Here is an 18556-nt window from a genome sequence, read left to right on the forward strand (position 1 = left end):
AGCGGGGCCCCGCCCGCGGGTCACGCGGGCTTCTCCATCACGACGAAGGAGACTCCGCCCTGGTCGTCGGCGCCGGCGTCCAGGGACTTGTCCTCCAGGACGCTCGCGGCCACCGGGTCGAGGTAGACGCGGGCGCCCTCGGTCTCGACGACCTCGTCCAGCGGCTCGGGCGCCGAGGCCAGCGTCAGGGTCAGCGAACCCGCGCTCTCGCCCTTCGACGAGATGCGGACGCCGCTCTGCTCCGGCTCGGGCGTGGTCGCGGTGAGATCCCGGATGGCCTGGGCTGCGGTAGGTGTCAGGGTGAGCACGACGGCTCCTCCTCGTTCTCGGCGTGCATGAGTTGCCTGCCCTTCCCGCTATCGGGCGGCCCAACCATCCTGACGAAAATTCTTTGCCCGCCGTGACCGGCGGGATCATGGCCGGTCGGCGGCCTCGAAGGAGACCACGAGCCGGGTGTCGCGCTTGTCGATCACCAGCGCGCCGGCGGGCGGACTGGCGGCGCACGGCAGGTCCTGCGCCTCGACGCGCACGCCCGTCGTGGCCGGGCGACCGGCCGCCTCCCAGGCGGCCACGTGCCCGGCCAGGGCCGCGGCGAGCTCCGGGCCGCGCGGGCCGAAGCCGAGCGCGGCCAGTTCGTCGTCGAGCACCGCCAGCCCGTCCTGCACGGCCAGACCGGCGGTCATCCGCACGCCGCCGTGGGCCACCGGCGCGGGCGGCAGCAGTCCGGAGCCGCCGTAGAGCGTGAACCAGCGCGGATCGTGAACCGCCAGCCAGAGGCTCAGTCCCACGCTGACCTCGCCCATCCCGGCCCGCACGCCGGTCGCCACCCCGGCCGAGGGCTCCCGCGAAAGCGCCAGCGCCACGTCGCCCACCTCGCGCGGCCTGGGCAGGAACATCGTGAGCCCCTCGGCGACCTGCCACAACCGCTCCGGCCCCGCCGCCGTGCCGCGCATCCGCATGAACCCGGCCGGTACCACCGAGACGCTGCTCCAGCGTCCCGGCAGGCGCTCGAAGGCCGCCGAGACCTGCACCCCGCGCAGGTCGAGCGGGGCGACCAGCCGCCCGTCCGGTGCCAGTTGCGCGGCCCAGGCGGGCGCGAGGTCCCAGACGCCCACGGTGGCGATGATCCGGTCGTACGGCGCGCCGCCCGGGAAACCGGCCGCCCCGTCCACGCACTCCACGCGGACCTCGGGGTATCCGGCCGCCGCCAGGTGGTCGCGGGCCTGCCGTACCAGATCGTCGTCGATGTCGACGGTGGTCACCCGGCCGCCGGGCGCGGTCAGCGACCACAGCAGGGCCGCGTTGTAGCCGGTGCCGGCGCCGATCTCCAGCACCCGGTGGCCCGGCTCCAGGGCGAGCTGGTCGAGCATCGTGGCCATGATGGCCGGCTGGGAGGAGGAACTGATCGGCTGGCCGTGCTCGTCGCGCTTGGTGACGATGGGCTCGTCGCGGTAGGCCTCGCGCGGGTCCACCTCCGGCAGGAACAGGTGCCGCGGCACCGTGCGCAGCGCCTCGGCCACCCGCTCGCTCATCCCGGCCTGCTGCAGCAACTGCCGGACCATGGCCTCGCGCGCCTGCTTCATGGGTTGATTATCACGCCTGTCCGCCCTTCTGCTAGGAATGCGCACGTGCTTAACGGAGACCGCGTGCGCATGCGCGCCATCGAACCGTCGGATGCCGTCCACCTGCTGCGCTGGCACACCGACCCCGAGGTGATGCGCTGGCTGGAGGACCCGTACCCGCCGTCGCTGGCCGCGCTGACCCGGCAGTTGGAGGAGCGCAAGCCCGACTCCTACGAGAGCCTCACGCTCATGATCGACGGCCTGGACGGGCGCACGGTCGGCATCTGCGCGCTGCGCGGCGCCGAGCCGGAGACCGGCGACGCCACCCTCGACATCTACCTGGGCGAGAAGGACACCTGGGGGCAGGGCTTCGCGACCGACGCGATGCGGGTGATCTGCCGCTACGGCTTCCAGAAGATGCGCCTGCACCGCATCAGCCTCAGCGTCGTCGCCGAGAACGCCGCGGCCCGCCGCGTCTACGAGAAGGTGGGCTTCGTCGAGGAGGGACGGCGCCGCGAGTCGTTCCGCCGCGACGGGAAATGGCACGACCAGATCCTCATGGGGCTGCTGGCGAACGAACTGCGCTGAGCCCGAACGCGGCGGCGTTCTGCCCGGCCCAGGCGGCGAACGAGCGCGGCTCGCGGCCGAGCACCCGCCGCACGTCCGGGCTGATCCTCTGCTCCTCCGCCGTCGGCGTGCCGAGGATGTTCAGGGTGCCCTCGGCCACCGCCTCGGGCATGAACGCGAGCATCCCGGCCTTGGCCTCGGCGCGGGTCAGCTCGGTGAAGGCGATCTCCTCGCCGAGCGCCTGGCCGAGCTCCGCGGCCATCCGCCTGACCGTGATCAGCTCCGGCCCGGTGAGCACGTACGTCCGCCCGTCGTGCGCGGGCTCGCGCAGCGCGGCTGCCCCCACCTCGGCGATGTCGTCGGGATGGATGACCGGCAGCGGCACGTCGGCGAACGGCGCGAAGACCGCCCGCCGCGTACGCACCGACTCGGCCCAGGCGTAGGCGTTGGAGGCGAACCCGCCGGGCCTGATCACCGTCCAGCCGAGTCCGGCGGCCTTGGCCTCGTCCTCGAAGTGCCGCATCCGCAGCCCGTGACCGGCGGAGTCGGGACGGGTGGCGGCCGACTGCGAGCTCAGCACCACGACCCGGCCCACGCCCGCCTCCTTGACCGCCGCCATGACCGCGGCGTCCGCCTCGGGCGCCAGCGTGGGCGGCACCATGAGGAAGACCGCCTCGGCGCCACGCAGCGCCGGGCCGAGCGTCGCGGGGTCGGTCAGGTCGGCGGCGGTGGTGCGGACGCCTTCGGGCAGGCCGGCGGCGTCGATCCGGCGGGCGACGGCCGTGACCGGCTCGCCGGCGGCGTGCAGCGAGTGGACGAGGGCGCGGCCGACGTTCCCCGTGGCTCCGGTGACAACGTACATGGGTCTCTCCAGCAAGTTAGTTAGTTGGCTGACTGAGAAAGACCGTAGCACAGGTTCGCGGCTATAGTGAGTCAGGTGACTGACTTGAAGGGTTCCGCGCGGGTGCGCGCGGCCGGCGCCAAGCGGCGGCGGCTCATGAGCGCCGCCGCCGAGGTCGTCCACCGGCAGGGCGCGGAGCGGACCACGATCGCCGACATCGCCCGCGCCGCCGACGTGCCCGTGGGCAACGTCTACTACTACTTCAAGACCAAGGACGAACTCGTCGCCGCCGCGCTGTCGGAGCACGAGCGGCGCCTGGGCGAGCTCACCGGCCGCCTGGACGAGCTGCCCGACCCGCGCGCCAGGCTCAAGGGGCTGGTCGAGGCGTGGGTGAGCCAGCGCGAGACCGCCGCGCGCTACGGCTGCCCGACCGGTACCCTCGCCGCCGAGCTCGGCAAGCGCGCCGACGCCGGGCTCGACGCAGAGGCGGGACGGGTGATCGGGCTGCTGCTCGGCTGGGCCGAGCGCCAGTTCCGCGCGCTCGGCCTGCCCGAGCCCGACGGCCTCGCCCTCACCCTGGTCGGCGCCTACCAGGGCATGTCGCTCCTGGCCGAAGCCCTGCGCGACCCCAAGATCATGGACCGCGAGGGCGCCCGCCTGCTGACCTGGCTGGACTCCCTACAGCCGTAGGGGCCCTTGGCGCTGGACTCCCCGCGTCCGTTGGGTTCCCGGCCGGACTCCCGCGTCCGTTGGGTTCCCGGCCGGACTCCCGCGTCCGTTGGGTTCCCGGCCGGACTCCCGCGTCCGTTGGGTTCCTGGCTGGGCTGCCTGCGGGCTGTGGGGCCCCGCCGTACCCCGCCCTCCGCGGTACGGCGGGGCGCGGGGCTCAGGTCGTGAAGGCGGGCATGATGCGGTCGTGGATCAGCCGGAGCTGGGTGTCCACGTCGGCCACGTCCGGCAGGTCGCGGCCCATGAACTGCTTGACCAGCGTCGCGTCGGTCACCGCGAGGATCATGTGGTTGACCCCGGCCGGCTCGATCTCCCGCTTGATCTTGGCCACGCACTCCTCCGGCGTACCGGCGATCGACAGGCGTTCGCCGATCTCGGGCGTGGTGAGCTCGATGGCGCGGGCCAGGTCCCCGGCGCCGAGCGCCTCCACCACGGGCTTCATGGCGTTGGGGTTGACGCCGTTGCGCTCCAGTTGCTCGGCGGGCATCGACGAGGCGTACAGGCCGACCATGCTGCGGGCGGCCTCCTTGGCGACGGCCGAGTCGGGGCCGGTGGCGAAGACGACCCAGGCGCCGATGTCCAGCGTGGCCGGGTCCTTGCCCGCCTTCGCCGCGCCCGCGCCGAACTGCTCGACCAGGTAGTCGTAGGCCTCGCGGGTGTAGCTGAGCGCGTGGTGGACGCCGTCGGACAGCTCGCCGGCCGCCTGGAAGGAACGCGGGCCGCGCATGGCGCCGAACTTGACCGGCACCCGCTCCTGCACCGGCCTGGCGAAGGTGAACAGGCCGTCGTAGGTGAAGAACTCGCCCCTGTGGGTGATGGCGCCGGTGTCGAGCAGGGTACGGACCACGTACGCCGCCTCCTTGACCCGCGACAGGGGCTTGGAGACGGTCCAGTCGATGCCGTACTGGGCCAGGAGTCCGAAGTTTCCGCAGCTCAGCACCACTTCCGCGCACCCGCCGCTGAGCTCGTCGAGCGTGGCGGCGGCCTGGGCGATGAGGGACGGCTCGCGCAGCACGACCGAGGACACGCTCGGGCCGAACCGGATGCGCGAGGTCTGCTGCGAGGCGGCGGCGAACAGCAGCCACAGGTCCTTGTGCCAGGTCTCGTCGGCCGCGTAGCAGGCGTGGAAGCCCAGCTCGTCGGCGAGCTTGATCGACCGCAGCGACTCGGTCAGCGGGTAGTCGGGGAGCATCACGTAGCTGAACTTCATGGGGAACCTGCCTTCTGGGGGATGGCGTCGCCGGCGGGGGCGGCGCCGTGCTCGTACGGCCGGGCGATCACCAGATAGACCAGCCCGGCGGCGACGACCGCCACGCCGGACAGCAGCACGAGGTAGTCGTCGTACCAGGGCGCCTGCGGGGTGCGTGGCCAGACCATGTTGAGGATGGCGAGCACGCCGTACACGAGGGCGGCGATGTTGACCGCGAGCCCGGCGGCGCCCAGCGTGATGGGCCCGGACGGCCGCCAGCCGCGCAGCCGCGCCCGCAGCGCGGCCAGCACGACCATCTGGAAGCCCAGGTAGATGCCGAGCGCCGCGAAGGAGATGATCTTCACGAGCGCGTCCGCCGAGACGACGGAGCCGAGCACCACCAGCGCGGGCACCACCGCCCCCACCAGCAGCGCGTAGGGCGGTATGTGGCGCACGGGGGAGAAGCGCCGGAAGAGCCGGCTGCCGGCGATCATGTCGTCGCGGGCGTAGGAGTAGAGCAGGCGGCCGGCGGCGGCCTGGAGGCTGAGCACGCACGACAGGAACGACAGCAGCACCACGCCGAGCACCACGCGCAGCCCGCCCTCGCCGAACGCGGCGGTCAGCACGCCGGTCACCGGGTCGGCGTCACGGCCGCCGATGACCGCGGCGAAGTCCGGCACCGCCAGCAGCAGCGCGAGGCAGACGAAGGTGGCCGCGGCGCCGCCGACGTAGATGGTCATGCGCATGGCCTTGGGGATGCGCCGGGTCGGGTCCGGCACCTCCTCGGCGACGTCGCCGCACGCCTCGAACCCGTAGTACTGGAAGATCCCGATCAGCCCCGCAGCCAGGAAGGCGGTGAAGTATCCGGATTCGCTGCCCGCCCCGAAGGTGTCGAACAGCACGCCCAGCCCGTGGTGGCGCTGCGTCAGCAGCAGCCAGCCGCCCACGGCCAGCGCCCCCGCCAGCTCCGCCGCGAAGCCGACGAGGGCCGCGACCGCCAGCGCCCGGGTCCCGGCCAGGTTGACCGCCAGCGCCAGCCCGATGATCACCAGCGCGCCCAGGATCGTGTTCCACGTGCCCACCTCGACGCCGAGGAACGCCGACAGGTACGGCCCAGCCCCGTAGGCCACGCTGGCGATCGTCACCAGGAGCGCCACGAGGTAGACCCACCCGGTCATCCAGGCCCACCGCCGCCCCCACAGCCGCCGCGCCCAGGGGTAGATGCCGCCGGTCAGCGGGTACTGCGAGACGATCTCGCCGAAGACGAGCGCGACCAGGAACTGCCCGGCGCCCACGAGCACCAGGCTCCAGATCATCGGCGGCCCGCCCGCCGCCAGCGAGGTGGCGAAGAGCGTGTAGATCCCGACGACGGGGGACAGGTAGGTGAACCCGAGCGAGAAGTTCGCCCACAGGCTCATCTCCCTGCGGAACTCCGAGGTGTAGCCGAGATCGGCCAGGCGCCGGTCATCCGTCGAGGTCATGGAGGAGCTCCTCGCCCGAGACCACCGTGTGCGCGAAGTGGCGGTGCATCCAGGCCAGGTGGTCGGCCCGGGAGCGGACCAGCCGCAGGGTGTCCCAGTTGGGGAACTCCTGCTGGAGGACGTGCTCGGTCATCAGCTCCGGCGCGACCTCGTAGACGTGCTCGAACCGGGTGATCGCCACGTCCGTCACGGGTACGGCAGGCGGAGGCGACATCTCCTCCGACCGGCGATATTTCATGATGGCGCTCCGTATGCCGAATCGAGCAGGTACTTGCCCGGGTTCATGATGTTGTTGGGGTCCAGCGCCCGTTTGATCTTCAGCATCACCTCGAAGCCCCCGCCCAGCTCCTGCGGCACCAGGTCCACCTCGCCCTCGCGGCACGACCCGTGGCAGGCACTGATCGAACCGCCGTGGGCCAGCGCCACCGCCGCCAGGTCCCGCTTGGCGCGCACCCACGCCGCCCACGCCCGGTCGTCCAGGCGCTGCTCCCAGATGCCGATGTCGATCTCGGTCAGGTAGTCGGCGCCGGTCGCGCCGTTGGTGTAGGCGAACATGCCCCAGTCGTCGAAGACGTCGCTCTCGCGGCGCAGCCGGTCGGCGATCTCGTGCCAGGCCAGCCGGACCGAGGGCAGATTCGTGTAGTTGATCGAGGCGTCCTCGCAGTGCCAGCTCATCGGCGCGACCTGGCCGGAGCGTGTGCGGCCGTGCAGCGGGGTGGCGTAGCGGTCGTGGCGGGCCGCCCAGTCGCCCTGGGAAATCTCGTCGCCGAGGTAGCGGGCGCCGGCGTCGCGGGCGATGCGCATGAGCCGCCTGCCGCCCGCCTCCACCTCGTCGGCGTAGCCGTACAGGGCGGCGCAGACCAGGGCCTTCACCGACGACGGCTGCGGGATGTACGCCTCGTCGTCGCGGCGCAGGTAGGCGACCTTCCACTCGTCGAACAGGACCGCCCCGGCGAACGTGGCCACCCCGGCGCGGGCCAGCAGGCCGACGCAGCGGTAGGCGTCGGCGTAGTCCTCGAAGGCCCAGAAGGGGGAGAACTCGGCCTCCGGCTTGGGGAAGAGCTTCAGCGTGGCCTCGGTGGCGATGCCGAGCGTGCCCTGATGGCCCATGAAGAGGTGTTTGAGCTGGTATCCGCTCGACGATTTCGTGATTTTTCGGCCTATGCCGTCTCCTACGTGGATGATCTGCCCGCTGGGCAGCACGTGGTCGAAGCTCAGGACCAGGTCGCGCGTGTGGCCGTAGCGGGAGCCGATGAGCGACCAGCCGCTCGTGCCGATCCGGCCGCCGACCAGCGAGCATGGGTAGGAGGCCGGGTCGTCGGGGTAGATCAGGTCGTGGACGGCCAGCCGCTCGTTGAGCTTGAGCGCGTTGATGCCGGTGCCGACCGTGCAGGTGCGGTTGTCCAGATCAACCTCCTTGATGTGGTTGATCCGCTTCACGTCCACGAGGATGCCGCCCCGGAGCGGCACCGCCCCGTCCGTCAGCCCGGTGCCGCCGTCGCGTGGCACCACCGGGATGCGCAGCCGGTCGGCCAGCCTGAGCACCTCGGCCACCTCCTCGGTGCTGCCGGGCAGGACGACCAGGTCGGGCAGCCGCTCCGACCAGCGGTGCACGGGGAAGGGCGCGGGCACCCTGGCCCGGTTCAGCCGGTCGGCCCGGCCGGTGAGCACGTGCTCATCGCCGAGGATCTGGCGCAGCTCGCCGAGCACCGGGTCGCTGAGCGCGGTGACGGTCATGGCGACACCGCCCGCCGTACCGGAAGAAGGGGGGTCACGGCGCCACCCCCAGCGAGGTCGCGAGCAACTCGAACAGGTCCACCACGTCGATCGAGCGGGCCTTTCCCGCCTCCGACAGCGGGCGCTCCGACCACGGGCAGGCGCTGACCAGCGTGTCCACCCCCAGCTCGGCGGCCCGCTCGACGCGGTTCGCGCTGATCTTCGCGGTCAGCTCGGGCTTCTCGATCGGCAGCCCGCCGCCCGCGCCGGAGCAGTACGACCACTGCGTGACCCGGTCCACGTCGGTGAAGCTCAGCCCGGGTATGGCGCGCAGCAGCTCGCGCGGCTCCCGCCAGACGCCCTTGCGCTTGTTGAGCCGGCACGGGTCGTGGTAGGTGACGCTGCGCTCGACGGCGACGTGCGGCGTGAGCCGTCCCTCGCGCACCAGCTCCGCGAGCAGCTCCACGACCAGCACGATCTCGATGTCGTACTCGTCGCCGAAGTAGCGGGGATAGTCCTCGGTGAAGGTGACGTAGTCGTGCGGGTCGAGCACCAGCACCCGCCGCACGCCCGAGGCCCGCCAGTCGTCGAGGTTGTGCCGGGCGAAGCGCCTGGCCTGCTCCTCGTAGCCCATCTCGGCGGCCGGGCCGCCGCAGCACCACTGCTCGTTCATCAGCCCGAACGTGTATCCGGCCAGGTTGAGCATGCGGGCCACGGCGCGCGGCACGCTCGTGCGGTGGAAGGCGGCCTCGCAGTCGACGAACAGGATCGTCTCGCCGCCGACGGCCAGCTCCAGGCCCTCGGCCCAGTCGCGCACCCGCGCCTGACCGGCGGCCTCGGTGACGGGCTCGTGCGAGCGCGCGTCGGTCTCGGCGTTCCAGCGCCGCCAGCCGTCCTGGTGCACGTCCTGCGAGACGGCCAGCGCCCGCGCCGCCTTGACCAGGTCCACGGTACGGGTGCGGAAGCGGTAGAAGTCGCCGGTGAACAGGGAGTTGGGGCAGCGCAGCTCGCAGGCTCCGCAGCCGGTGCAGTTGACGTAGTCCGCCGCCACGTCGGAGATCTCCAGCTCGCCCTTGTCCATCGCGACCACGTTGGCGTGGAAGGCGGTGGGGCTCCAGGACTCGTTCCGCGTGACCTGCATGACCGGGCAGACCTCGCGGCAGAACTTGTGGCCGGAGGAGAAGCAGTTGTAGGCGGCGTTGCGCCACTCCTCGGCGAACCTCTCGTCGGCGTCGGGCACGGGGGCCTCCCAACGTTTCAGGGTTGCGCTTAAAACTATGAGTTCATATTTCAAAAGGCAATATGCTGGTGCCCGTGAACCCGCTGCCGGTGTCGGCCGTCTTCGCCCCGCTCGACGACGGCGCAGGCCGCGTGGAGGTCGTCGTGCGCCGCCTGGCCGAGGCCATCGCACTCGGCCTGGTCGCCGACGGCGACCAGCTCCCCTCGGAGCTGGAGCTGGCCGGAGCGCTCAACGTCTCCACCGTCACCCTGCGCGCGGCCCTGGCCGCCCTGCGCGAGCGCGGCCTCGTCGAGACGCGGCGGGGCAGGGGCGGCGGCACGTTCGTGCGCGGGCCCGCCGACCCGTCCGCGACCCGGCTGCGCCAGCGCCTGCGCGAGCTGAGCAGCTCCGAACTGCGCGAGATCGGCGACTACCGCGCCGCCATCGCCGGCACCGCCGCCCGCCTGGCCGCGCTGCGCGCCTCGGGCGAGAACGTCCAGCGCCTGCGCCAGGTCGTCGCCAAGCTGGAGAAGGCCACCACGATGGGCGAGCGCCGCCGCGCCGACGGCCGCTTCCACATCGAACTGGCCGCCGCCGCCCAGTCCGTCCGCCTCACCCGCGCCGAGATCGACATCCAGGCCGAGGCCGGCGACCTGCTCTGGCTCCCGTACGGCGAGGCCGTCGACCCCGCCGAGGTCGTGCACAGCCACACCGCGGTCATCGACGCCGTCGCCGCCCGCGACGCCGAGAGCGCCAGACGCCTCACCGAAGCGCACATCGACAAGGGCGTCCAGCGTCTGATGGAGTTCCATTGGCGGCTCGTCGCGACAGCGGGAGGTGACGATGGCCGATCCACGCCTTGACCGGGTGGCCGACCGGATTCACACGATCATCGAGGGCGTCTTCAGCTCCCTGGAGGAGATCAGGGCGGCCGCCGTCGCCTGCTACCGGCCGGAGCTGTCCACCGCCGACCTGGTGGCGATCCGGCCGCAGATCTTCGGCTGCCTGCGCCGCTCACCCGACGTGCTGGCCGGCGCAGGGCTCATCCTCGCCCCGGGCGTGCTGGCCGACCGGCCGCGCTGGCTGGAATGGTGGCAGGCGCCCGACCCGACCTTCCTCGACGTGGACCTCAACCCGGACAGCCTCGACTTCTACGACTACACCGCCGCCGAGTGGTTCGCGGTGCCCGAGCGCACCCGCCGCCGCCACGTCGTCGGCCCGTACGTCGACTACGGCGGCACCGACACCTACATGCTCACGCTCACCACGCCGGTCGAGGTCGAGCGGCGTTTCCTGGGCGTGGTCGGCGCCGACGTGCGCGCGGCCCGCTTCGAGGAACTGCTGCTGGGCGTCCTGAGCGCCTGCTCGGCCGAGGTGGCGCTGGTCAACGCCGAGGGCCGGGTCGTGGCCGCCAACTCCCCACGCCGCCCCTCGGGCTCGCTGCTCGCGATGACCGGCGGCGACCCCCTGCCCAGCCTGCCGTGGCGGCTGATGTCGCTGGAGACGACCACGAACGCGGGGTAGCAAAGATTACACCCTGGGGGGAGATTATCGCCCCGGTGCACAAAAAAGAATGTAAGTGGTTTTCGGGTTTTGCCGTCGCTGCGTACTATTGCCGTTGGAAGGGCCTCCTGCCCGCAGGCTTGTCTAGGGCTCGGCCGACAGGAGGCCCGACCATCGTCAGGCGGTGTGGATCATCCAGACGATCCAGATCACCGCTCGGGCAGCAGACCAGGTAATCCGGCCAATTGCGAGAATGTCCTTATATCTCGACGGTCGACCGTGACGTCCCATTTTTCCTCCTTTCTCCGACGCGGCAGGTGTTCGAGGGGTGCGCCGGGGTATCAGGATAAGAGCATCCGGGAGACGTGGAAATACCTCTCAACGACGCTCAAGGTAGATGGTAATGCCATCTAGGCAGGTTTGAATGCCTCTCGGGTGAGGATTAATCCACCCCAATGACGTCACTTTCTTGATCATGTCGTTTTTTCGTGACGCATGCTTGAACGTTGATTCATTATGGACGTCGTGGATACGCTTAATTCCCTCGATAATCTGGAAACGCGGCATATACACACGCTCTATACCATTCCCCCGCCAGGTCCCGTGGACGAGGACCTCTACCTGCTGCAGCGCATGATGACGATGGTGGTCAGCGAGACCTGCCTGATGCGCCGCATGTCCGACGACGTCGCCGAGCCCGTGCTCGACGCCCTCCACCTCGTCCGGCGGGTGCGCGCCGGCCTCGACGAGATCGAGGCCGAACTCGTCGTCGAGGCCAGGGCGCGGCGCGTCACCTGGCGCAGGCTCGCCGAGGCGTTCGGCGTGGGCGGTCGGGCCGCCGCCGAACGCCGGGCCAGACGCCTCGTGCTCAGGACCGGCGGCTAGGGCGCCACTTCGAGGTAGTCGAGGTTGGGGCCGCCGTTGGCGGTGGTCGCGGTGGCCCTGACGACGTTGGCGCCCGCGGCCAGCGGCAGCGTGAGCGTCCTGGTCTGCCAGGTGGTCCACGCGCCGGTGCCGGGGAAGTCGACCATCGTGCCGGCCACGTTCATGCGGCGGTTGGCCGTGGTGCCGTTGGCGTAGCGCAGGCGGATCGTGGCCGGGCCCGCCGCGGCGGCGGTGACGGTGAACTCCACATAGCCGCCCGTGACGTTGTCGTAGTTGACGAACCCGGTGCCCGAGTACCCGGCGTGGTTGGACTCGACCACGCCGCGCGAGATCACCGCGTTCTCGGCCTCGTGGCGGCCCTGCGGCGGCGTCGTGGCCCAGGAGACCTGCGGCGAGCGGTAGAAGCCGATGCCCATCACCGCCCAGCGCGGCGCCTGCGCGCCCAGCCGGGCGCGGAAGGCGGTCCAGTCGTGGGTCGACCACGGGGACCAGCCCAGTTCGGCGATGGCGGGCAGCCGCGGGAAGGCCATGAACTCGAGGTGGTCCTCGGTGGATAGCGTCTCGGTCCACAGCGGCGCCTCGACGCCGAGCACCGCGCTCGCCGGCACCCCGTTGAGGTGGCTGCCCGGATTCCAGTCGTAGGCGGTCCGCACCTCGATGAGCCCGGCCCAGGTCTGGCCGAGCGGCGTCGAGGAGGTGTACTTCATGTCCAGGTACGCCTTGTTCGCCGGCGACATGATCACCTTGGCGCCCCTGGCCACCGCGCCAGCCACCAGCGAGTCCGACGTCGTCGTCCCCCAGTACTGCGCCACCCGGCCCGGCGAGTGCTGCACCGCCGACGCGGCGATCTGGTGCCAGCCCACGACCGCCTTGCCGCGCGCGGCCACCATCGGCTGCACGCGGTTCATGAACGTCGCGTACTGCGGGGCGGGCGTCGCGTCCGCCTCGTCGCCCCCGATGTGCAGGTACGGCCCCGGCGTCAGCTCGGCCAGTTCCCGCAGGACGTCGGCCACGAAGGTGTAGGTGACCTCCTTGGTGGCGCACAGCGAGCTGAAGCCCACCGACGTCCCCGTGTACAGCGGCGGCGCGACCCCGTTGCAGTTGAGCTCGGCGTAGGAGGCCAGGGCGGCGTTGGTGTGGCCGGGCAGGTCGATCTCCGGCACGATCGTGATGTGCCGCTGGGCGGCGTAGGCGACGATCTCCTGGTACTGGGCCTTGGTGTAGTAGCCGCCGGGGCCGCCGCCGACCTGGGTGCTGCCGCCGTACGTCGCCAGGCGCGGCCAGGAGTCGACGACGATGCGCCAGCCCTGGTCGTCGGACAGGTGCAGGTGCAGGTGGTTGATCTTGTAGAGCGCGATCCTGTCGATGTGCCGCTTGACGGTGGCGACCGGGTGGAAGTGCCGGGAGACGTCGAGCATGGTGCCCCGGTAGGGGAAGCGCGGGTGGTCCACGATGCGCCCGCCCGGCACCGTCCACGGCCCAGGCTGCACGCTGGTGCTCTCCACCTGGGGCGGCAGCAGTTGCCGCAGCGTCTGCACGCCGTTGAACAGCCCCGCCGCGCTGCGCGCCCGGATCGTGACGCCTGAGGTGACGACGTCGAGCTGGTAGCCCTGGTCGCCGACGCCCGGGTCCGCGCCGGACAGCAGCAGCGACACGCTGCCCGTGCCGCCGGCGCGCAGCGGCAGCGCGTACCCCGTGGCGGGCCGCAGGAGTCCGGCGAGGTAGGCGCCCACGCCCGGGTCGTCGCTGGCGATCGTCGCGTCCGCGGCCAGCGTGTACGGCGTGGCCGCCGCCTGGACCGACACCGGCGCCGGGATCACGTCCCCGAGCGCCTGGGCGGCGCTCGCCGAGGCGGCCAGGCTGCCCGCGCCCGCCGCCCCGGTCGGCAACGTCGCCAGCGCGGCCAGCAGCACCACCGCCGTCAGCGCTCGGGTGGCCAGCGTGCCGATCCTGGAACGGCCCATGACGGTCCTCCGCGGATGCTCCCGGATAATTGTTAGTAAGCTTTACTTCCCCGCGGGTGCGCGGTCAAGACACGAACCCGCGCCCGGCCCGGTCGGCCCGCAGCGCGTCCAGCCGCTCGAAGTCCATGACGTGCACGCCGGAGCCCCTGACGTGGTACTCCCCGGGCCGCGCCGGATAGGGATCGGCGAACCCGGTCACCCCCGCGCACGGCGCCCCGTGGTAGTCGGCCCCGTGCCGCCAGTCGCTCACCGCCACGTACGTCATGAACTCGTACGCCCTGGCCACGCTCATGTGCTGCCACAGCGCCCGCGAGGGCACGGGCGTGTCCCACCGCGTCACCGAGAACGCCGGCACCAGCACCGCGTCCACCGGCGTGGCCACCCGCGCCGAATACCACAGGTCCGCGCACACCAGCACCAGCACCCGCCGCCCCGCCAGCTCGAACGTCTGCGAAGGACGCCCGGGAAGCACCCCGGTCCGGTGCTCGACGCCGTAGGGATGCGCCTTCTCGTACTCGGCCACGACCCGCCCGTCCGGACCGGCCACCACGCCCCGGTTGACGCTCCCGCCCTCGACCGCGTCGTAGTGCGAGCCGCCCACCACGTACGCCCCCGAGCGCCGCGCCAGCCCGCCCACCCGCTCCAGATACTCCGCCCGGGGCAGCTCGGAGCCGGCCAGCTCCGGCAGGACCACCAGATCGGCCTCCTCCAGCAGCCGCTCGGCGGCGTCGAAGTTCTCGTGCCCGTCGGGGGACCAGGCGGCCGGCGCGATCATCAAGACCTTCACCCCGACATGGTCGCAGCCCGCCGCCCCGAGGCCGCCGCGGGGTGCGGTCTGCGAAGCTGGCCACATGACGGAATTCCAGGAAGTGGTACGACGCCGCCGCATGGTCCGCAACTACGACCCCGACCGCCCCGTTCCGGCCGAGATCCGCGAGCGCATCCTGGCCAACGCGCTGCACGCCCCCTCCGCCGGTTTCAGCCAGGGCTGGGCGTTCCTGGTGCTGGACGAGCCCCAGGACGTCGAGCGGTTCTGGAAGCTGTCCGGCGACGAGGCCGACGAGTGGGGCAAGGGGCTGCGCCGCGCCCCGCTCCTGATCATCCCGTTCTCGCACAAGCAGGCATACCTCGACCGTTACGCCGCCCCCGACAAGGGCTGGACGGACAAGGACGAGGCCCGCTGGCCGGTGCCGTACTGGGACATCGACACCGGCATGGCCTCCCTCCTCATGCTCCTGACCGCCGTGGACGAGGGCCTCGGCGCCTGCTTCTTCGGCGTGCCGCCGGGGGAGCGGAGCGCCGCGCTGAAGGAGTCGTTCGGCGTGCCCGCCGCCTACACCCCGATCGGCGTGATCAGCGTCGGCTACCGGGCCCAGGACAAGGCCTCGCCGTCCCTCAAGCGCGGCCGCAAGCCGACCGGCGAGGTGGTGCACCGCGGCGCCTGGGGCCGCCACTGACCGGGAAGCCCTCCCCGGCCCCGTCCGGGGAGGGACGGTTCAGCGCTTACGGCGGCGCCTGACGATGGCCCGGATGGTCAGCAGCAGCACCACGGCCACGATCTGGCCGCCGAGCACGATCCGGTTGACGTCGACGACCGGCTGCCAGCGCACCTCGCCGTCCTTGATCACGAAGACGCCCGAGGGCGCCGCCCCGAAGCCGAAGCCGCCGCCCGACCCCTGACCGGGGTGGTCGCCGCCCTCGGAGGTGCCGGAACCGCCGCCCCCGCCCTGGCCGATCTTGGCCACGGGGATGACCGTGACGTCGCCGCGCTCGATCGGCTCGCCGAAGACCCGCCTGACGGTCGCCGCGTCCTTCGTCTTCTCCACCAGTTCCATGATGTCCATCCCTCCACACTCTCACCCGGGAGTGCGGCGGGCGACGGACGTGCGCGCGTCAGTCGAAGGTGGTGGAGATCTCGTGCCAGCGCACCATCTCCGCCGCCGCCTCGGGACCCCACGTCCCCTTCTCGTACGGCAGCGGCGCCTCCGGCAGGTCGAGCACCGGCTGCACGATCCGCCACGACTCCTCGGCCAGGTCGAACCTGACGAAACGCCGCGCGTCGCCGGTCACCGCGTCGGTGAGGATGCGCTGGTAGGCGGCCTCCATGGGCCCGAGCACCTTGGTGAAGTCGACGCTCACCGGCACCTGCCGGGTGGTGTCGCGGCCGGGCTCCTTGGCCAGCACGTCGAAGGTGACGCCCGCGTCCGGCTGCAGCCGGAACCTGATCAGGTTGGGCTTGACCTCGCCGTGGAACAGCGTGACGGGCGGCATCCGCAGCTCGGCCACGACCTCCAGGTCGGTGGTGGGCAAAGCCTTGCCCGAGCGGATGTAGAAGGGCACGCCCGCCCAGCGCCAGTTGTCGATGGAGGCGCGCATGGCCACGAACGTCTCGGTGGTCGAGCCGGGGCGCACGCCCTCGGTCTCCTGGTAGCCCACGTACTGGCCGCGTACGACGTCGGCGGGGCGGATGTCCTGCACGGCGCGCAGCACCCGCCACTTCTCGTCGATGAGCGCGCGGGCGTCCTTCGACGGCGGCGCGTCCATCGCCATGATGGCCAGCAACTGCATCAGGTGGTTCTGGACGACGTCGCGGATGGTGCCGTTGGCGTCGTAGAAGGCGCCGCGGTCGGCCACGTCGAAGCTCTCGGCCATGGTGATCTGGACGTTGCGCACGTAGTTGCGGTTCCAGATGGGCTCCAGCAGCATGTTGCCGAGCCGGAAGACGAGCAGGTCCTCCACCGGCTCCTTGCCGAGGAAGTGGTCGACGCGGCGCAGGTGGTCCTCGTCGAAGTACTTGAGCAGCTCGGCGTTGAGCGCGCAGGCCGAGGCCTGGTCGTGGCCGAACGGCTTCTCCACCACCAGCCGCGCGTCGTGGTGCAGCCCGGCGCCGGCCAGGCCCTGGGCGACGACGCCGAACAGCGACGGCGGCACCGCCAGGTAGTGCACGAGCGGCCCCGCCCCCGCCGCCTGCTCGCGGATGGCCGCGAACGTGGACTCGTCGCGGTAGTCGCCGGCCACCAGGCGCAGGTTCCCCGCGAACTTCTCGAAGGCCGCGTCGCTCGCCCCGCCGCACGCCTGGCGGGCCCGCTCGCGCAGGCCCGCCAGGTCGAGGTCGGTCTTGGCGACGCCGATGATGGGCAGGTCGAGCACCCCGTCGGCGGTCAGCCGGTAGAGCGCGGGCAGCAACATCTTGTAGGCCAGATCACCGGTGATCCCGAACAGGACCATCGCGCCCGCACGCGTCATGTCAAATGCGCCTTCCTCTGAGCTCCCTGTACTTCTTTACCAGTTGGGCGGTGGACGCGTCGGGGAACGCCACAGGCGGGTCTTCCGAGGTCAGCGTGGGCTCCAGGTCGAGGGCCATCTTCTTGCCCAGCTCGACGCCCCACTGGTCGAAGGAGTCGACGCCCCAGATGACGCCCTCCACGAAGACGATGTGCTCGTAGAGCGCGACGAGCTGGCCCAGGGTGTACGGGGTGAGCTTCGGCACCAGGATCGTCGAGGTGGGCCGGTTGCCCGGCATCACCTTGTGCGGCACGACCTCGGCCGCCGTGCCCTCGGCGGCGATCTCCCCGGCGGTCTTGCCGAAGGCCAGCGCGCTGGTCTGGGCCAGCAGGTTGGCGGTGAGGATGTCGTGCATGCCCGCGGAGTCCTCGTGCGGCTCGGCGAAGCCGATGAAGTCGGCGGGCACGAGCCGGGTGCCCTGGTGCAGGAGCTGGTAGAAGGCGTGCTGGCCGTTGGTGCCCGGCTCGCCCCAGAAGATCTCGCCGGTGTCGGTGGTGACCGGCGTGCCGTCGGCGCGCACCGACTTGCCGTTGGACTCCATCGTGAGCTGCTGCAGATAGGCGGGGAAGCGGTGCAGCCGCTGGCTGTAGGGCAGCACGGCCCGGGTCTGGGCGCCGAAGAAGTCGTTGTACCAGATGCCGAGCAGCCCCATGAGCACCGGCATGTTCCGCTCGAACGGCGTCGTGCGGAAGTGCTCGTCGATCGCGTGGAAGCCGGCCAGCATCTCGCGGAAGCGCTCCGGCCCGACCGCGACCATCAGCGACAGGCCGATCGCGCCGTCGTAGGAGTAACGGCCGCCGACCCAGTCCCAGAAGCCGAACATGTTCGCGGTGTCGATGCCGAACTCGGCCACCTTCTCCGCGTTGGTGGAGACGGCCACGAAGTGCTTCCCGACCGCGTCCTCACCCAGCGCGGCGACCAGCCAGTCGCGGGCCACCCGGGCGTTGGTCAGCGTCTCCAGCGTGGTGAACGTCTTCGAGCTGATCACGAACAGCGTCGTGGCCGGGTCCAGTCCGCGCAGGTTGCCGTGGATGTCGGCGGGGTCGATGTTGGAGACGAAACGGGCCGTGATCCCGGCGTCGGCGTAGTCCTTCAGCGCCTCGTAGGCCATCGCCGGGCCCAGGTCGGAGCCGCCGATGCCGATGTTGACCACGGTGGCGATGGGCTGGCCGGTCGCGCCCCGCCACTCCTGGGTGCGCACCCTTTGCGCGAACGCGCTCATCTTGTCCAGGACGGCGTGCACGTCGGACACCACGTCCTGGCCGTCGACCACCAGCTCGGCCTGGGCGGGCAGGCGCAGCGCCGTGTGCAGCACCGCCCGGTCCTCGCTGACGTTGATGTGGTCGCCGCGGAACATCGCCTCGATCCGGTCGCCCAGCCCGGCGCGCTCGGCCAGCCGTACCAGGAGGTCGAAGGTCTCGTCGGTGGCGCGGTGCTTGGAGTAGTCGAGGTAGAGGTCGCCCGCGCGCACGCTCAGCCGCTCGGCCCGGCCCGGGTCGGCCTCGAACAGCTCACGCAGGGTCGTGCCCGCGATCTCCTCCTGGTGCTTGGCCAGTGCCGTCCATTCCTGGCTCTGGGTGATGTCGCCGCTGTTCATGTGTCCTCCTCGGGCCGT

Annotated in this window: 19 protein-coding genes; 6 read left to right on the plus strand and 13 right to left on the minus strand. The window is 71.6% G+C overall.

Annotated elements, in window-relative coordinates; translation table 11 throughout:
* Window positions 1-20: 20 nt before the first annotated feature.
* Together ACIBEJ_RS03225 and ACIBEJ_RS03230 are read right to left on the minus strand one after the other, a co-directional pair.
* Window positions 21-308: a HesB/IscA family protein gene (locus tag ACIBEJ_RS03225; protein WP_397180930.1), complete on the minus strand. Its 288-nt coding sequence runs from the start codon at window positions 306-308 to the stop codon at window positions 21-23.
* Window positions 309-413: 105 nt separating this feature from the next.
* Window positions 414-1583 (minus strand): methyltransferase domain-containing protein, encoded by a 1170-nt coding sequence (locus ACIBEJ_RS03230; RefSeq protein WP_397180931.1) that lies wholly within the window; start codon window positions 1581-1583, stop codon window positions 414-416.
* Window positions 1584-1628: 45 nt separating this feature from the next.
* On the opposite strand from ACIBEJ_RS03230, the gene ACIBEJ_RS03235 reads away from it, so the two are divergent.
* Window positions 1629-2150, plus strand: a complete 522-nt coding sequence (locus ACIBEJ_RS03235) for a GNAT family N-acetyltransferase (RefSeq protein WP_397180932.1) — start codon at window positions 1629-1631, stop codon at window positions 2148-2150.
* On the opposite strand, the gene ACIBEJ_RS03240 is transcribed toward ACIBEJ_RS03235, so the two are convergent.
* Window positions 2119-2991 carry an NAD(P)H-binding protein gene (locus ACIBEJ_RS03240; protein ID WP_397180933.1) on the minus strand — a complete coding sequence of 291 codons (873 nt, stop codon included), beginning with the start codon at window positions 2989-2991 and terminating at the stop codon, window positions 2119-2121. The genes ACIBEJ_RS03235 and ACIBEJ_RS03240 overlap by 32 nt on opposite strands.
* A 75-nt stretch (window positions 2992-3066) precedes the next feature.
* Here ACIBEJ_RS03240 and ACIBEJ_RS03245 point away from each other — a divergent pair, with 75 nt between their 5' ends.
* On the plus strand, window positions 3067-3660 hold the full coding sequence (locus ACIBEJ_RS03245) for a TetR/AcrR family transcriptional regulator (RefSeq protein WP_397180934.1): 594 nt from the start codon (window positions 3067-3069) through the stop codon (window positions 3658-3660).
* 196 nt (window positions 3661-3856) lie between these two features.
* Here the strand turns inward: ACIBEJ_RS03245 and ACIBEJ_RS03250 are convergent, their stop codons facing one another.
* The 5 genes from ACIBEJ_RS03250 to ACIBEJ_RS03270 are packed head-to-tail and all read right to left on the minus strand — an operon-like array spanning window position 3857 to window position 9325.
* Complete coding sequence (locus ACIBEJ_RS03250; protein WP_397180935.1) at window positions 3857-4909, minus strand: LLM class flavin-dependent oxidoreductase; 1053 nt, start codon at window positions 4907-4909, stop codon at window positions 3857-3859.
* Window positions 4906-6369, minus strand: a complete 1464-nt coding sequence (locus ACIBEJ_RS03255; RefSeq protein WP_397180936.1) for an APC family permease — start codon at window positions 6367-6369, stop codon at window positions 4906-4908. Before ACIBEJ_RS03255 ends, ACIBEJ_RS03250 begins: the two co-directional genes overlap by 4 nt.
* Window positions 6353-6607 carry a hypothetical protein gene (locus tag ACIBEJ_RS03260; protein ID WP_397180937.1) on the minus strand — a complete coding sequence of 85 codons (255 nt, stop codon included), beginning with the start codon at window positions 6605-6607 and terminating at the stop codon, window positions 6353-6355. Before ACIBEJ_RS03260 ends, ACIBEJ_RS03255 begins: the two co-directional genes overlap by 17 nt.
* Complete coding sequence (locus ACIBEJ_RS03265; RefSeq protein ID WP_397180938.1) at window positions 6604-8106, minus strand: FAD-binding oxidoreductase; 1503 nt, start codon at window positions 8104-8106, stop codon at window positions 6604-6606. Before ACIBEJ_RS03265 ends, ACIBEJ_RS03260 begins: the two co-directional genes overlap by 4 nt.
* 34 nt (window positions 8107-8140) lie before the next feature.
* A complete protein-coding gene (locus ACIBEJ_RS03270) occupies window positions 8141-9325 on the minus strand; it encodes a (Fe-S)-binding protein (RefSeq protein WP_397180939.1) in 1185 nt (394 codons plus the stop codon).
* A gap of 74 nt (window positions 9326-9399) precedes the next feature.
* Between ACIBEJ_RS03270 and ACIBEJ_RS03275 the strand changes: the two genes are divergently transcribed.
* The 3 genes from ACIBEJ_RS03275 (at window position 9400) to ACIBEJ_RS03285 (ending at window position 11692) form a co-directional block, all read left to right on the plus strand.
* Entirely contained in the window at window positions 9400-10167 is a 768-nt protein-coding gene (locus ACIBEJ_RS03275; protein ID WP_397180940.1) for a FadR/GntR family transcriptional regulator, read from the plus strand.
* On the plus strand, window positions 10148-10828 hold the full coding sequence (locus ACIBEJ_RS03280) for a cache domain-containing protein (protein ID WP_397180941.1): 681 nt from the start codon (window positions 10148-10150) through the stop codon (window positions 10826-10828). The genes ACIBEJ_RS03275 and ACIBEJ_RS03280 overlap by 20 nt, the downstream gene beginning before the upstream one ends.
* Before the next feature lie 582 nt (window positions 10829-11410).
* Window positions 11411-11692, plus strand: coding sequence for a hypothetical protein (locus tag ACIBEJ_RS03285; protein ID WP_397180942.1), 282 nt, complete (start codon window positions 11411-11413; stop codon window positions 11690-11692).
* Here the strand turns inward: ACIBEJ_RS03285 and ACIBEJ_RS03290 are convergent.
* Both ACIBEJ_RS03290 and ACIBEJ_RS03295 read right to left on the minus strand, forming a co-directional pair.
* Complete coding sequence (locus tag ACIBEJ_RS03290; protein WP_397180943.1) at window positions 11689-13656, minus strand: family 20 glycosylhydrolase; 1968 nt, start codon at window positions 13654-13656, stop codon at window positions 11689-11691. The two genes, ACIBEJ_RS03285 and ACIBEJ_RS03290, sit on opposite strands and share 4 nt — an antisense overlap.
* Before the next feature lie 64 nt (window positions 13657-13720).
* Complete coding sequence (locus ACIBEJ_RS03295; RefSeq protein ID WP_397180944.1) at window positions 13721-14443, minus strand: carbon-nitrogen hydrolase family protein; 723 nt, start codon at window positions 14441-14443, stop codon at window positions 13721-13723.
* Window positions 14444-14507: 64 nt separating this feature from the next.
* On the opposite strand from ACIBEJ_RS03295, the gene ACIBEJ_RS03300 reads away from it, so the two are divergent.
* Window positions 14508-15113, plus strand: coding sequence for a nitroreductase family protein (locus ACIBEJ_RS03300; protein WP_397180945.1), 606 nt, complete (start codon window positions 14508-14510; stop codon window positions 15111-15113).
* 39 nt (window positions 15114-15152) lie between these two features.
* Here ACIBEJ_RS03300 and ACIBEJ_RS03305 read toward each other — a convergent pair whose 3' ends face one another.
* The 3 genes from ACIBEJ_RS03305 to pgi are packed head-to-tail and all read right to left on the minus strand — an operon-like array spanning window position 15153 to window position 18538.
* Window positions 15153-15500: a spore germination protein GerW family protein gene (locus ACIBEJ_RS03305; protein ID WP_397180946.1), complete on the minus strand. Its 348-nt coding sequence runs from the start codon at window positions 15498-15500 to the stop codon at window positions 15153-15155.
* 49 nt (window positions 15501-15549) lie between these two features.
* Window positions 15550-16902 carry a glucose-6-phosphate dehydrogenase gene (zwf, locus tag ACIBEJ_RS03310; protein ID WP_397180948.1) on the minus strand — a complete coding sequence of 451 codons (1353 nt, stop codon included), beginning with the start codon at window positions 16900-16902 and terminating at the stop codon, window positions 15550-15552.
* A 1-nt stretch (window position 16903) separates the two neighbouring features.
* Window positions 16904-18538: a glucose-6-phosphate isomerase gene (pgi, locus tag ACIBEJ_RS03315; RefSeq protein WP_397180949.1), complete on the minus strand. Its 1635-nt coding sequence runs from the start codon at window positions 18536-18538 to the stop codon at window positions 16904-16906.
* Between the last annotated feature and the right edge of the window lie 18 nt (window positions 18539-18556).

The sequence above is a fragment of the Nonomuraea sp. NPDC050790 genome (assembly GCF_044456745.1).
In the GTDB taxonomy this organism is placed as follows: Bacteria; Actinomycetota; Actinomycetes; order Streptosporangiales; family Streptosporangiaceae; genus Nonomuraea.

Coding starts and splice junctions, on each gene's coding strand:
- ACIBEJ_RS03230 (WP_397180931.1), bottom strand. CDS start 1,583: ATGAAGCAGGCGCGCGAGGCCATGGTCCGGCAGTTGCTGCAGCAGGCC.
- ACIBEJ_RS03240 (WP_397180933.1), bottom strand. CDS start 2,991: ATGTACGTTGTCACCGGAGCCACGGGGAACGTCGGCCGCGCCCTCGTC.
- ACIBEJ_RS03250 (WP_397180935.1), bottom strand. CDS start 4,909: ATGAAGTTCAGCTACGTGATGCTCCCCGACTACCCGCTGACCGAGTCG.
- ACIBEJ_RS03255 (WP_397180936.1), bottom strand. CDS start 6,369: ATGACCTCGACGGATGACCGGCGCCTGGCCGATCTCGGCTACACCTCG.
- ACIBEJ_RS03260 (WP_397180937.1), bottom strand. CDS start 6,607: ATGAAATATCGCCGGTCGGAGGAGATGTCGCCTCCGCCTGCCGTACCC.
- ACIBEJ_RS03265 (WP_397180938.1), bottom strand. CDS start 8,106: ATGACCGTCACCGCGCTCAGCGACCCGGTGCTCGGCGAGCTGCGCCAG.
- ACIBEJ_RS03280 (WP_397180941.1), top strand. CDS start 10,148: ATGGCCGATCCACGCCTTGACCGGGTGGCCGACCGGATTCACACGATC.
- ACIBEJ_RS03290 (WP_397180943.1), bottom strand. CDS start 13,656: ATGGGCCGTTCCAGGATCGGCACGCTGGCCACCCGAGCGCTGACGGCG.
- ACIBEJ_RS03300 (WP_397180945.1), top strand. CDS start 14,508: ATGACGGAATTCCAGGAAGTGGTACGACGCCGCCGCATGGTCCGCAAC.
- ACIBEJ_RS03305 (WP_397180946.1), bottom strand. CDS start 15,500: ATGGACATCATGGAACTGGTGGAGAAGACGAAGGACGCGGCGACCGTC.
- zwf (WP_397180948.1), bottom strand. CDS start 16,902: ATGACGCGTGCGGGCGCGATGGTCCTGTTCGGGATCACCGGTGATCTG.
- pgi (WP_397180949.1), bottom strand. CDS start 18,538: ATGAACAGCGGCGACATCACCCAGAGCCAGGAATGGACGGCACTGGCC.